This is a genomic window from Bradyrhizobium sp. Ash2021 (genome assembly GCF_031202265.1).
Taxonomy (GTDB): Bacteria; Pseudomonadota; Alphaproteobacteria; order Rhizobiales; family Xanthobacteraceae; genus Bradyrhizobium.
In genome coordinates this window covers 5,848,253-5,860,994 of sequence record NZ_CP100604.1, presented here as the reverse complement: position 1 = coordinate 5,860,994, position 12,742 = coordinate 5,848,253, and the positions used below count along the sequence as shown (strand labels likewise).

Below are 12,742 nucleotides of genomic sequence, written 5' to 3'. Positions count from 1 at the left end.
GTCTCACAAACCCCACTGCGGCTCCAGTTGCGCCTCGCGCTCGGCGTCGGCCTTGTTCCTGGCGGGATCCTCATGCGGGTCAGGCCGGCACGACCTGATCTCATAGTCGTTGTCCAGCACCGGCCGGGGTGACGGCTTTTCCTCGTCGGTGGCCACGTCGACCACGAGGCCGCACTTCCTGGCCTGCTTCCAAACATCCGCCTCGGTCGGATACGCCTTGCTCAGCTTGGCGTCGTGACAGAACAGCGCGTAGGGCATGGTTTGCTCCGCTAAAAATCGTCAACGCCGCCGATGCGTGGAGGTTTCGCCCCGGGGCCGCATTGGTAGCCCTTCGCGGGGAATGGGGAGATTTAGTCCGTTTCGGCCCTTTTCCCGGAGTCCCTGAGTCCTTAACGAGTCCTGAATCCAGCGAAAAAGAATCCCCGAGACTCCTGGCCTAGAATCGCCGGATGTTTCCGGCCATGAGAACGATCCCGATCCTCCAGACCTCCTGCGAGCGTGTCCAGCTCACGCTGACCGTCGCGCTGCTGGCGGCCTGCGCGGCTAACGTCGCGCTGGTATGCGCCTGGCTCTAGGGCCGGCCCGGGGCCCGTGTGATTGACCCCACCGCCTATCCACACCCATCATGGGACGTAACGGACGCGATCTGCGAATTGCGGCCGGCTGAAACCAAAGGGGCGGGGACGGGATGATCGAGGTGCTGCAGCAGCGGGTCAACGGCGACGAAGGGCTGGTCCGGCGTGGACGGTATCTGACGACCACATTCCTTCTGGAAGTCGGCCCGACCGCGTGGCTGATCTCGATCTTCGAGGGCCGCGTGGTGTCGGTAACGCGGGGACCGTTCGTGATGCCGTCGTCGGCCTTCACGCTCAGGGCACCCGAAGAGGAATGGGCGAAATTCTGGAGCCGGAGGCCGCCGCTAGGCTCGAATGATCTGATGGCGCTGATCAAGCGGCGCGTGCTCAAGGCCGAAGGCAATCTCCAGATCTTCATGGCCAATCTGCGCTACTTCAAGGAGGCGCTCGCCAAGCTGCGCAGCGAAGGAGCCGCGGCATGAGCGCGACATTCGAGCCGATCACCGGCCGCTACATGCATCTGGACTTGTTCGGCCGGCCGCACCGCATCTATGTCGAGCAGGCCGGCGAGGGCACGCCGCTATTGTGCCTGCACACCGCCGGCAGCGACGGGCGGCAATATCGCGCGCTGATGAACGATGCGCGCATCACGCGCAACCATCGCGTCATCGCCTTCGACATGCCCTGGCATGGCAAATCGTCGCCGCCCGCCGGCTGGCACGACGAGGAGTATCAGCTCACCTCGGCGCAATACACGACCATGATCCTCGAGATCGCGGCCGCGCTCGATCTCGACAAGCCGATCGTGATCGGCTGCTCGATCGGCGGCCGCATCGCGCTGCATCTGGCGCTCGAACATCCCGAACGCTTTCGCGCCATCATCGGCCTGCAGGCCGGCGCGCATGTCGATCCGTATTACGACCTGAATTTCCTGCACCGGCCGGACGTACACGGCGGCGAAGTCGCCGCCGCCATCGTCTCGGGGCTGGTTGGCCCCGATGCGCCCGACAAGGAGCGCTGGGAGACGTTGTGGCATTACATGCAAAGCGGGCCCGGCGTTTTCAAAGGCGATCTCTATTTCTACAAGATCGACGGCGACATCCGCGGCCGGGTCGCGGAGATCGACACCAAACGCTGCCCGCTGTTTCTGCTGTCGGGCGAATACGATTATTCCTGCACGCCGGAAGAAACGCTTGCGGTTGCGCGCAGCATCGCCGGCAGCGAGGTCACCATCATGAAGGGCCTCGGCCACTTCCCGATGAGCGAAAATCCGGAAATGTTTCTAAAACATCTGCTGCCGGTGCTGGAGAAGATCGGCCGAAACTGATGTTGCGCAGCAGTGCCGCAGCCGGCGTTACTTGCCGAGCCGCGGGGTCTCGGAATGCTCGCCGAGGGCGGCGCGGACCTTGGCCATGGTGGCGCTGCAATAGGCCTCGCGCTCGCGGTTGAACTTCTCCTGATGGGCGCGGAAGTTGGCGACCCGCGTCCGTATCTCGGACTGGAAGTCGTCCCGCAGCTCCAGTCGCGCCATCGGGACCGGCCTTGGCAGCTCGGCAACGGGCGCTATCTCGGCAAGGCTCGGCTTGAAATCAGAGGTCGGCGCGGCCGCAAAACTGGGCGCTGGCGCGTCAGAGGGCATGCGGACGTCGACCGGCCCGAAAGCGCCGCGTGTCGCAACAGGCTTGTCGGTAGCCGGCGTCTTGCCGGTCACCGATTGCACGAATGCCATCGTCTGGGCGATCAGGAGATCGCGTTCACGCATCCATTTCATGACGCACCTCAAACCCAACCAGCATTTCAGCAAAGCGCCCTTGGGGAATCAAGCGTATGCCGTGACGTTGCGCGGCTTTGGCATCAATTTTTGCGCGCGAGGTGACAAAAGGGTGACACCGCGCGCCTCCGAAGCGGTTTTGTCCTGCCGACTACCGTCTTCGGATGATGCCCGATCCAGTCATGCCGCCCATTTATTTCGCAACGGCAGGATGGGCGGCGCCGCGATACTGCGGTCGCGTCCGGCGTGCTTGGCTTCATAGAGGGCCAGATCGGCCGATCGTATCAGGTCGTGTGGCGCCAGGCCGGCCTGCGGGGTCATCGCAGCCACGCCCACGCTGACGGTCGGAGACACATCGAGACGTCCTTGCTGTTGCGCACGCAACGACAACACGCTTGCCCGAATCTCCTCGGCAATCCGGAAAGCGCCCTCGACGGTTTCACCGGGCAACAGGACCGCGAATTCCTCGCCGCCATAGCGCGCGCAGAGATCCGACGCGCGCCTGGCGCTGCCCGCGATGCAGGCGGCGATCGAGCCAAGTGCGGTGTCGCCCGCCTGATGGCCATGAGCGTCGTTATAAGCCTTGAAATTATCTGCATCGATCATCAGCAGCGCGATCGCGGTTCTCGCGCGTTGCGCGCGGAGCCACTCGCGGGCAAACACGTCGTCGAACCGCCGGCGATTGCTGAGCCCGGTCAAGCTGTCGGTGCTGGCGAGCAGGGCGAGCTGGCTTTCCGCCGCGGAGCGCCGTTTCAGGGCCGCGACCAGAACCAGGGTCAGCGCGATCACGATCGCGCACAACGCGGCCATCAGCGACCCGATCAGCGACACCTCCTGCCACCAATCCGCATAGATGGTTTCAAGCGAGACGCCCTCGATGATCAACAATGGATGGCTGCCGACCTGCTGAAAGACAAACAGCCGCTCGACGTGGTCGAGAATGGAAACGGTCTTGTAGGAGCCGGCCGGCGAAGTGGGAAACTGCTTGAAAACGGTGGATTTTCGTAAGCTCTGACCGATGGTGTCGATGTCGAACGGCGCCCGCATCAAGATGGTGCCGTCCGCGCTCAGAAGGTTCATCGAATCGTTTTCACCGAGGCGGAGCTTCTTGAACAGGCTGTGAAAGTAGCTGAGGCGCATGCTGCCCGCGACGACCCCGCCAAACGATCCGTCCGCGTTGGAGATGCGCCTGGAGAAGCTGATCAGATATTGCCCGTCATCTGCAACCCAGGGCCGGCTGATGAACAATCCGGAATCAGTGCGATGCGCGTGAACCTGAAAGAAATCGCTGCCCGCAAAATTCTTTTTGGCCGGCACCAGCGAACGGGAGTCCAGCGTAACCGTGCCGCCGGCATCCAATACCAGGATGGAGCCCATATCCTTTGCGGTGGCGGCGCGATCGAACAGAACGACCTGGCGCAATTCCGGCGCGATCTTGTTGATCTCCGGCAGCTTGATTCCATCGACTACCGCCCGCAGCGAAAGATCGTATAGCTCGATGTTTCGATCGATCTCGCTGGCGATGCTCGCAACCAGATTGGCCGCTGCCGTCCGGTTATGCTCGAAATCCCGTTCGCCCATGGTCCAGAGCACGCCGCCGCAGATGGCGGAAAAGCCCAGCGTCACCGCAAGGCCGAGCGCCAGAAGCCGTTTTGTCGGCGCGGATTTTGGTTTTGGAATGCCCCAGCTCATGCGCAGTCTCGAAAATCCCGCGGCGCCCCCGCGCTTTCCTCCGGTCCTATAGATGCCGTCTTGAAGAAGCCGCCGCAGTTTGCGGACAATGCGCGATCGATTGTTATCCGCCTGGTAACCATCGCGCGCGGCGTGGGATGGGTCTGCGCCAGAGCTAGGTGATGTTAAGCCGGGCCTCGAAAAATCGAACAATGCGCCCGACAGTGTCCGCGGTCATCGGATAGCTGTCTGATAAGTCGAAGCCCTGCGCCCGGTCCGGATCCATCGAGGTACCGATGAGGGCAATGGTTGGTGCCGGTTGAGAGGATTGAACTCCCGACCTTCGGTTTACAAAACCGCTGCTCTACCGCTGAGCTAAACCGGCGAATTGAGGGGATCGGCGGCCCGAATATCAGACTTGCCCGCAAAGAGCCAGAACCTCGAAGCCCGCTTCCACCATGCCCGCGCACAAAAAAAGCGGCCCTCGGCCGCCTTTTTCGCCTCAAAGCGCGAAAGTGACCTTGCCCCCAAGTTTTATCCAATCCCGAGTTCGCTCGTGGCGTTTGGGTTGCCCGGTTGGACGGTGGTAGCGACGGGAGCTGGCGCGGAGCCATCGGCATAGCGCAGCGCCAGATCCCGGCGCGGATTGCAGGTGAAGGCGTACTCGGAAGGTGTCTTCCATCCGAGCTGAGAATGGGGGCGTGAGCCGTTGTAGTCGGCGCGCCAGCATCCAAGGGCAACGCGAGCCTGCGCCAGCGAAGAGAACAGCGTTTCGTTTAACAATTCATCCCGTAGCCGGCCGTTAAAGCTCTCGATGAAGGCGTTCTGCATGGGTTTGCCCGGCGCGATGTAATGCCATTCGACGCGGGCTTGGTCCGCCCATGTGAGGATGGCGTTACTGGTAAGCTCGCTGCCATTGTCGCTGACGATCATCTTCGGCTTGCCGCGCTCGATCATCAGCCGATCCAGTTCCCGCGCCACGCGGACCCCGGAGAGCGAGGTGTCGGCCACCAGCGCCAGGCTTTCTCGGGTGCAGTCATCGACGATGGTCAGGATGCGGAAGCGGCGGCAGTCGGTGAGTTGATCCGACACGAAGTCGAGCGACCAGCGTTCGTTGGGCGCCATCGGAACCAGCATCGGCGCCCTGGTTCCGATGGCCCGCTTGCGGCCGCCACGGCGGCGCACCGCCAGCTTCTCCTCACGATAGAGCCGGAACAGCCTCTTGTGGTTGATCACGTAGCCCTCCCGCTTGAGCAGAACATGCAGGCGTCGGTAGCCGAAACGGCGGCGTTCCTGGGCGATCGCCTTCATGCGCTGACGAATGCCGGCATCATCCGCCCGGGTCGTCTGATATCTCATGGTCATGCGGCAGCAGCCGATGGCTTTACACGCCCGCCGTTCGCTCATCCCGTGGGCTTCCACCAGATGAGCGACAGCTTTCCGCTTCCCCGCGGGCGTCACCATTTCTTTCCCAGGAGATCCTTCAGCGCCACATTATCCAGCATGGCGTCAGCCAGAAGCCGCTTCAGCTTCGCGTTCTCGTCCTCCAGCGACCGCAGCCGCTTGGCCTCAGAGACGTCCAGCCCTCCGAATTTGGCCTTCCATTTGTAGATGCTGGCGTCGCTGACGCCATGCTTGCGGCAGAGATCGGCGACCGGGACCCCGGCCTCGTGCTCCTTCAAAATCCCGATGATCTGTTCTTCTGTAAATCGATTGCGCTTCATGCTCTGGTCCTCGTCTTGGGCCAGAGCGAACTTCAAACTGGATTAAGCCCGAGGGGCAAGGTCAAAAGTCCTACTGGCAGAGGTGCCGGCGGCCGTCTTCGCCGCGGAAGTAGGTACCGGGGGTGCAGACAAAACCGTTCTGCCGGGCATAGGCGTCGCTGGCGAGCGGTGCGGTGGCGATGGCTGCCGCGGTGCCGACCGCCCCGCCGACGACGCCGGCTGCGACATCGTCCGGCCAGAAGCCGGTATCTCGTTCGCTCCAGCGGTCGCCATTCCAGCGATTGTAGCTGTCGTTCCAGGTGCCGTTGTGCCGGTAGACACGCCGCTGATAGGCGCCTCGGTAGGGATTGCCCGGTCCGTAATTCTGGCAATTGGCGTTCGGATAGTACTGCGCGCATTTGCCGGGGCTGGTGACCACCTCCTGCGCCATGGCAGGGCTTGCCAGGGCGGAGGTGAGGATCGCGGCGGCGCCGAGAATTCGAAATTTCGTCATGCGGTTTCTCCGGAGTGGGAAGGGTGAGAAGAACGGATGGCGCCGGCCGATGTTCCGATTTCGGGTTGTGTACGCTTCAAACCGGTGTGAAGTTCCGGTTACCGTCGATTTCAAGGACCAATGGATTTCATGCAGACGCGCGACGTCGATTACCGCTGCGAACAAGCCAATTTGCGCGGCTATCTCGCCTGGAATGATAGCGCTGAGCCGCAACCGGGCATCCTGGTGTTTCACGAGGGGCTGGGATTGGGCGATTTCGCCATGGAACGCGCGCGCCGGCTCGCTGGCCTCGGCTATGTCGCGCTCGCCGCCGACATGTTCGGCGAGCGGCGGCAGGCGCGGAACCTGCAGGAAGTCACCACCCTGGTCGGCGGCCTCCGCGCCGAGCCGGAAAAACTCCGCGCCCGCGGCCGTGCGGCGCTGGAAACGCTGGCGGCGTTGCCGCAAGTCGACGCGCGAAGGCTGGGGGCCATCGGATTTTGCTTCGGCGGTTCGGTGGTACTCGAACTCGCGCGCGCGGGCGCCGATCTCAGGGCCGTCGTCAGTTTCCATGGCGTGCTGGCAACGAAAATGCCGGCGGTATCGGGTAAGGTGAGGGCGAGCGTGCTGGTCTTAACCGGCGCGGACGACCCCCTGGCGCCGCCCGATCAGGTCGCCGATTTCGAGAACGAGATGCGCGCAGCCGCCGTGCGGGACTGGCAGGTCATCAGCTACGGCAATACGCTGCATGGTTTCACCAATCCCGCCGCGGACGGATCGATGCTGCGCAGCGCGCTCTACAATGCGCAGGCCGACCGCCGTTCATGGGCGACGATGCAAAGCCTGTTCGATGAAGTGTTGACCTGACAAGTGCTGCGACCTGGTGTTTGATGCGACCTCATAGCGGGCAGGGGGCATATGTTCGGAATTCTTGGGCTTGGGTTTTTGCTGGGCATGCAGCATGCGCTCGAGGCCGATCATATCGCCGCCGTATCCAGCATTGCCGCGCGCCGCACCGACGTCGGTGATATCGTCAAGCACGGGCTGACCTGGGGGCTCGGCCATACGCTGACGCTGTTTGCTTTCACCGGCGCCGCCATCCTGCTCGCTCAGGCAATCCCCGAGGCGATGGCGCGCCCGATGGAGACCGCCGTCGGGGTCATGCTGGTCGGTCTCGGTGCGCATGTGCTGTGGCGGCTCTGGCGCGACCGCGTGCATTTTCACCGGCACGGCCACGGCGACGGCACGGTCCATTTCCACGCCCACAGCCACGCCGGCGAAGCCGCAGCCCATGCGCGCGGCGCTCACACGCATGAGCATGGTTTTCGCTGGCGCACGCTGCTGGTCGGGTTGATGCACGGCATGGCCGGCTCTGCCGCGCTGCTGGTGTTGGCGGTATCGCAGGCCTCCAGTCCCGCGATCGGACTTGGCTACGTCGCGCTGTTCGGGATCGGCTCGATGATCGGCATGGGCGCGCTGTCGACGCTGATCGCGGTGCCGATTGCAGCCTCCGCGCGCTGGCTCACGTTTGCCAATCGAGGCCTGCAAGGCGCGGTCGGCCTTGTCACCATTGCGATCGGCGTCACGACGATCGTCGAAACGGTGTTTACGTAAGCGGATACGCTCGAACGGCCCGGCCGCGTTAACAATTACTGATTGCAATCTCTCGCAATTGAACAGACGCGAATGCTTACGCGTTAGGCTTACCGGCAGTTTGGTCGGACGCTTTAACCCTTGGGTCCGCGCATTGGATTAGGTTGCGGCCAGAGAGGTCGGGACTCCAAGCAATGCGCATTTGCGTGACACTGGCAATTTTGTTGGCGACGACGTCGGCGGCTTTCGCCGGCGGCGGCTTCGACATCGTGATTCCAGGCCGCGCCGGTGTGCCCGTCATCATTAACGGCGTCGATGCATCCTATGCGGTGGTCGAAGGCGAATGGGGCCTTGGCCAAAACTGGCAAGTGCAGCCGACCGTCTACGGTGGCCGCATCATCGATCCGGTTCCGAATGTCGGCCACTATTATCCCAGCGCGGGCCATTTGCCGGGTTACGGCCGTCTGGAGATCGAACCGCCGCCGGGCCGCAGGCTGCCGCAGCCGGCCGAGAGCTATCATCAATCCTGGTCGGCACAATCAGCGCCATTGCCGGCGCAGTCCGATGTGCCGGTCAATCCGCCCGCGATCATCTACGCGCCGCAGGGCGACGGTCTCCTTGGCGCGCCACCGAATGTTCATCCCCGCAAACATCGGGGTATGCCGTAGTAACTTCCCAGGAAGAATTTGAAGAAAGCTTTGAAGAAACCCACGCCGACAAGAAAACACTTACAGGAGAGAGTAATGCGTCAGATGATTTCAGGATTGGTTGCGGCAGCCGCCGTGATGGTTGCTGCGCCCGCAATGGCGTGCGGCTTGAGCCCCTGCGGGCTGCCGGAGGTCTATGTTTCCCCGGCGCCGGCCTACAGCTATTCGGGCTGCAACCCCTGCGGCTGGGCCCATGAGCGGCTCGCCGATCCCGTGTACCAATATTACTACGTCAACCAGGGCCCGACCTATACCGGTCCCGGCAACTGGGCTCCGCAGCCGACCTATCAGGAGAGCGCGATCCCCGGTTACTACCACCCGCATCACCACTATCGTCGGTGGCATCACACCGGCTATTACCACGCGCCGCGCTATCACTACGGCTACGCGCCGCATCACGCCTACGCGCCCTATCACTACGGCCATCACGTGCTGCGCCGCTACTACTGAGCGCTTCGACTGGTCGATAGCGTAGACTAAAATTCTCAGCGCCCGTTCGCGTCACGCGAGCGGGCGTTTCTTTTGTTCAGCCCATCAGGCCGAGCCGGCTGGCGCCGATATAGAGCGCCAGGACGGCCGCGTTCGAGACATTCAGGCTCTTGATTTCGCCGGGCATGTCGAGCCGCGCCACCACGCTGCAGGTTTCGCGCGTCAATTGCCGCAGGCCCTTGCCCTCGGCGCCGAGCACCAGCGCCAGCGGTTGTCGCAGGGCGACGGCGCCCAGATCGTCGCTGCCTTCGCTGTCGAGCCCGACCGTGAGGAATCCGCGGTCGTTCAATTCGTTCAGCGCGCGGGCAAGATTTTGCACCGTGACCAGCGGCACCAGCTCCAGCGCGCCGGACGCGGATTTCGCCAGCACGCCGGTGGCCTCCGGGCTGTGCCGTGCCGTGGTGACGATGGCCTTGACTGCGAACGCCGCGGCCGAGCGCATGATCGCACCGACATTGTGCGGATCGGTGATCTGGTCGAGCACCAGCACGATGCCTTCCTGCGTCAGCTCATCGATGTCGGGCGAGGGCAGGGGATCGGCTTCGGCCAACAGCCCCTGATGCACGGCATCCGGACCGAGCCGCTGGTCGATGGCGTTGGGCCGGACGATTTCCGGCGGCACGCGGGTATCGATATTCTCGTCGGCGAGGCGGCGGGCGGCATTTTCGGTCAGCAGGAGCTTGCGGATCTCGCGCTGCGGATTGGCCAGAGCTGCCACCACCGTGTGCCAGCCATAGAGAATCACCGGCCCGTCCGAACCCCCGCCCCGGTCGCGCCAGGCCGGCCGGCCGGCCGATTTTCGGCCCTTTTCGAAGGGTTTGCCGCCGCCACGGCGGAACGGCGGTTTTCGGTCGCGATCGCTCATGGGTGAGCTTGTGTCACGGGTTCCGGATTATGGCAATTTGGGCATTTGTAGGGGCTATTTAGCATGCGTCATTGGTTGACTTTGCCATGGCCCTTCCCCCATAAACCGGCCGACCGGGAGCCCGCCATCGGCTCACGGTATTAACGTCATCCATGGCCTCATCCGCCGCCAATCGAGCGGTTGGGTTTGCGATGCTGTTAACGGGGGAGTGTCCCGAGTGGCAAAGGGAGCTGACTGTAAATCAGCCGTCTTATGACTTCGAAGGTTCGAGTCCTTCTTCCCCCACCAGCCTACGCTCGCGTGCGAGCGTGGCTGCCGCGCCGGAGCCCACAGGGCGAAGGCGGGCTTTGCTGCGGCGAGCTACGGCTCGGCGAGCCACTGGAAACGTAGCTTGAGCGCAGCGAGAGCGAAGACGGACTGGTGCGGCAACCGCCCGCTTCCAAGCACAAGCAATATCCCTTCATGATCGCGTGCAGATGATCCCGCGCCGTGCCGGAAAATTCCGGGCATCCCTGATCGTTGTATTGCTGCTGCTGCTGGCCTGCATCGTTCCGGTGCTGCTGAACTGCTCGCTACTCTACCAACGCGTTTACGACGACAGGCGCTTTCCGGCGCTGAGCAGATACGCGCTCGAGCCGACGCCCGAGGTGGCGCTGGTCGGCAGTTCGATGATCTCCAGGGTGTACGAGGGATATTTCCAGACCCGATTGCGCAATGTCGCGATCGGGGGCGGTTCTCCCATCACGGGACTTGCGATCATCGCGAGCTATCCGGCGCTGCCGCGGATCATCGTGGTCGAGACCAATATCCTTTCCCGGCCGCTCGATCCCGCGCTGGTCGAAAAGTTCGGCAACAACGACACCGCGCCATTTCGCTGGTTCAGGCCGTATCGCGTCGCCATTTCCTACATTTATCATTGGCTGAAATATAAGTCCGAGAGCGACAATGTTGCGCGGCTGCCGCGACAACCTCCGTCGAGCTACGACATCAAGACCTCGCTCGACGCGACCGAGGTCGAATACGACAGCCACGGCCTCGACCAGCAGATGGCTGCCAACACCGAGGCGCTGCGCGGCCTGGTCGCAAAGCTCGAAAGCAGGGGATGCCGGATCTACTTTGTGGAATTGCCCTATCCGGGGAATCTGAACGATTCGCATTTTGCGCAAACGGCGCGGTCGTTGGCGCACAAGGCGTTTCCCGATCGCGAAAAATGGCCCGAGATCGATTACCATTTGCCTGAACTGCGATGGGTGGACGCCTCGCACATGGACGAGCGGTCCGCGATTATCGTCGCCCGGGAAATCGACGGTTTTCTCGGCCGCCTGACAAAGCCAATGACGAAACCAAATTAAGGGCTGGATGAACCGCCGAGGCCTCCGGTCAGCCCGGATCAGGTTCGGCGGCGGCTTCGGTGACCGGGAAGGGCACGCCGGGAAGATAAAGGAGGAGCGGGCGGATTTCGTAGACCGCTGACGGATTGACGCGGCGCAGGTCGCGGGCGGCCCGGACGGCGGCCTCCTCACCGGCGCAGTCGATGACGTAAAATCCCAGCAACTGCTCCTTTGTCTCGGCAAACGGGCCATCGATCACCGTTCCGGCGCCCGGACCCCGCAGGGTGCGGGCCTTCCCGGTTGTCCCCAGGCGTGCCGCCGGCCCGAGCCGGCCGTCCTGATTGAGCCGGTCATGGACCCCTTGCAGATCGGTCATGAGCGCCGCATCCGCCTCTGGTGTCCAGGACATGACTTCGGCTTCCACGTGATAGGCCAGGATGGCATAGAGCATCGGTACCTCGTTTGGTTCGACCGAAAGCCTGCCCCGCATTTGAAGCGGGGTGGATACCGGTTCGCATGGAGAAAACGCGTCAGAACAACAGCCTGGATGATCGGTTCTGAACCGATCACCTGGCGGGCTTGGTCCAAGGACGTTTGGCGCGGTCAATTCCCGACAGGCCATATTGGAAGATGATTCGGCCGCCGGGCGATCCGGCCGGCGTCCCGGTTGCATGCTGCCACGAAACAATCCGGAAACACGATATATCCGCACGCCCTTGAACGCGCCGCGGGAACTCCACGACTGATGAGCAGAACGCGGGAACTGCGCAGCATTCATGGAGAGGGTCATGCAACGTAAGCCAGCCACGATCATCAGCGATGCCGCCCGGTCGCCCGCTTCGACGCAGGCCGGCGACTGGCATGATACGAGCGGTCATCACCGCTACTACGGTAGCTCCGCCACCAATGGCGGCGAGCAGATCGTCGAAAGCCGGCGCGGCCCGCGCCCGCGATCGGTCAATCTCTGCGGCTTCTGATCGCGCATTCGAAAAACGAGATTTCGGACATGACCGCCGCGACTGCAGGCACGCTCCTGGTTCTGTTCCTGCCGTTTCTGCTTTCGCTGGCCGGGCAAGGCGGGATGGCGAAGATGCTCTGTCTGATGACGAGCGTTCTCGCCTTGCTTCTCAGCGTCAAGGAATACGCTGCCGTCCTGCCCTGGAGCATCGGCATGCTGATCGCAACCGTTTCAGTCTGGGAAAGAATCAGGCAGCGGCGGATGGTGTAGCGAACCGTGCATCGTCATTCCCGGATGGTCCGAAGGATCAGACCTCAGGTGTGCAATTGCACATCGTTGTTCGCGCTTCGCGCGCCCCGGGATGACATCAAACAAAAAAGGCGCGGCAGGATGGCCCGCCGCGCCCCAACTTTTGAACTCGCTGGTCCAGGGCTGAGAGCGCCCCGATGCCAAGCCTCAAATGAGCTTAGCGGGCGATCCCAGCGAGGTGACAGCGCTTGGTAAGAGACACTGGATCACCTCCTTTCGTTGGTTGTGAAGACCTTAGTATAGGCAGCGAATCTGCCGGTGTTAAGGTCCGGAATGG

17 protein-coding genes and 2 tRNA genes are annotated in these 12,742 nt (G+C 62.9%); 11 read left to right on the top strand and 8 right to left on the bottom strand.

The genetic code is table 11. The annotated features are described in order from the left end of the window. Positions 1-3 precede the first annotated feature (3 nt). A complete protein-coding gene (locus tag NL528_RS28360) occupies positions 4-258 on the bottom strand; it encodes a hypothetical protein (RefSeq protein WP_309177705.1) in 255 nt (84 codons plus the stop codon). Between the two features lie 203 nt (positions 259-461). Between NL528_RS28360 and NL528_RS28355 the strand changes: the two genes are divergently transcribed. The 3 genes from NL528_RS28355 (at position 462) to NL528_RS28345 (ending at position 1,902) form a co-directional block, all read left to right on the top strand. Next, complete coding sequence (locus tag NL528_RS28355; RefSeq protein WP_309177704.1) at positions 462-575, top strand: glucose transporter; 114 nt, start codon at positions 462-464, stop codon at positions 573-575. A gap of 113 nt (positions 576-688) precedes the next feature. Further along, positions 689-1,057, top strand: coding sequence for a hypothetical protein (locus tag NL528_RS28350; protein ID WP_309177703.1), 369 nt, complete (start codon positions 689-691; stop codon positions 1,055-1,057). After that, entirely contained in the window at positions 1,054-1,902 is an 849-nt protein-coding gene (locus tag NL528_RS28345; RefSeq protein WP_309177702.1) for an alpha/beta hydrolase, read from the top strand. Before NL528_RS28350 ends, NL528_RS28345 begins: the two co-directional genes overlap by 4 nt. A gap of 27 nt (positions 1,903-1,929) precedes the next feature. Here NL528_RS28345 and NL528_RS28340 read toward each other — a convergent pair whose 3' ends face one another. The 5 genes from NL528_RS28340 to NL528_RS28320 form a co-directional block, all read right to left on the bottom strand. Then, the gene (locus tag NL528_RS28340) at positions 1,930-2,346 is read right to left on the bottom strand and encodes a hypothetical protein (protein WP_309177701.1); all 417 of its coding nucleotides are present in this window, start codon (positions 2,344-2,346) and stop codon (positions 1,930-1,932) included. A gap of 180 nt (positions 2,347-2,526) precedes the next feature. Beyond that, complete coding sequence (locus NL528_RS28335; protein WP_309177700.1) at positions 2,527-4,038, bottom strand: diguanylate cyclase; 1,512 nt, start codon at positions 4,036-4,038, stop codon at positions 2,527-2,529. A 289-nt stretch (positions 4,039-4,327) separates the two neighbouring features. Next, a tRNA-Thr gene (locus NL528_RS28330) sits at positions 4,328-4,402 on the bottom strand. Positions 4,403-4,551: 149 nt separating this feature from the next. Beyond that, a protein-coding gene (locus tag NL528_RS28325; protein WP_375143898.1) for an IS3 family transposase occupies positions 4,552-5,741 on the bottom strand; the annotation gives its coding sequence in 2 pieces (ribosomal slippage) (positions 4,552-5,492 and positions 5,492-5,741; 1,191 coding nt in all). A 70-nt stretch (positions 5,742-5,811) separates the two neighbouring features. Further along, positions 5,812-6,234 carry a hypothetical protein gene (locus NL528_RS28320; RefSeq protein WP_309177698.1) on the bottom strand — a complete coding sequence of 141 codons (423 nt, stop codon included), beginning with the start codon at positions 6,232-6,234 and terminating at the stop codon, positions 5,812-5,814. A gap of 120 nt (positions 6,235-6,354) precedes the next feature. Here NL528_RS28320 and NL528_RS28315 point away from each other — a divergent pair, with 120 nt between their 5' ends. From NL528_RS28315 to NL528_RS28300, 4 genes are all read left to right on the top strand, one after another. Beyond that, on the top strand, positions 6,355-7,080 hold the full coding sequence (locus NL528_RS28315) for a dienelactone hydrolase family protein (RefSeq protein ID WP_309177697.1): 726 nt from the start codon (positions 6,355-6,357) through the stop codon (positions 7,078-7,080). A gap of 51 nt (positions 7,081-7,131) precedes the next feature. Next, positions 7,132-7,827, top strand: coding sequence for an urease accessory protein (locus tag NL528_RS28310; RefSeq protein ID WP_309177696.1), 696 nt, complete (start codon positions 7,132-7,134; stop codon positions 7,825-7,827). A 173-nt stretch (positions 7,828-8,000) separates the two neighbouring features. Continuing rightward, positions 8,001-8,474 carry a hypothetical protein gene (locus tag NL528_RS28305; protein WP_309177695.1) on the top strand — a complete coding sequence of 158 codons (474 nt, stop codon included), beginning with the start codon at positions 8,001-8,003 and terminating at the stop codon, positions 8,472-8,474. 75 nt (positions 8,475-8,549) lie between these two features. Continuing rightward, a complete protein-coding gene (locus NL528_RS28300) occupies positions 8,550-8,963 on the top strand; it encodes a hypothetical protein (RefSeq protein ID WP_309177694.1) in 414 nt (137 codons plus the stop codon). 76 nt (positions 8,964-9,039) lie between these two features. Here NL528_RS28300 and rlmB read toward each other — a convergent pair whose 3' ends face one another. Next, a complete protein-coding gene (gene rlmB / locus NL528_RS28295; RefSeq protein WP_074275413.1) occupies positions 9,040-9,867 on the bottom strand; it encodes a 23S rRNA (guanosine(2251)-2'-O)-methyltransferase RlmB in 828 nt (275 codons plus the stop codon). Between the two features lie 202 nt (positions 9,868-10,069). On the opposite strand from rlmB, the gene NL528_RS28290 reads away from it, so the two are divergent. Then, a tRNA-Tyr gene (locus tag NL528_RS28290) sits at positions 10,070-10,155 on the top strand. 188 nt (positions 10,156-10,343) lie between these two features. Beyond that, the gene (locus NL528_RS28285) at positions 10,344-11,219 is read left to right on the top strand and encodes a hypothetical protein (RefSeq protein WP_309177693.1); all 876 of its coding nucleotides are present in this window, start codon (positions 10,344-10,346) and stop codon (positions 11,217-11,219) included. 28 nt (positions 11,220-11,247) lie between these two features. Here NL528_RS28285 and NL528_RS28280 read toward each other — a convergent pair whose 3' ends face one another. Beyond that, the gene (locus NL528_RS28280; RefSeq protein ID WP_309177692.1) at positions 11,248-11,649 is read right to left on the bottom strand and encodes a YciI family protein; all 402 of its coding nucleotides are present in this window, start codon (positions 11,647-11,649) and stop codon (positions 11,248-11,250) included. 337 nt (positions 11,650-11,986) lie between these two features. Here NL528_RS28280 and NL528_RS28275 point away from each other — a divergent pair, with 337 nt between their 5' ends. Both NL528_RS28275 and NL528_RS28270 read left to right on the top strand, forming a co-directional pair. Further along, complete coding sequence (locus NL528_RS28275; protein ID WP_143205499.1) at positions 11,987-12,175, top strand: hypothetical protein; 189 nt, start codon at positions 11,987-11,989, stop codon at positions 12,173-12,175. Between the two features lie 29 nt (positions 12,176-12,204). Then, complete coding sequence (locus NL528_RS28270) at positions 12,205-12,426, top strand: hypothetical protein (RefSeq protein ID WP_309177691.1); 222 nt, start codon at positions 12,205-12,207, stop codon at positions 12,424-12,426. Positions 12,427-12,742 lie beyond the last annotated feature (316 nt).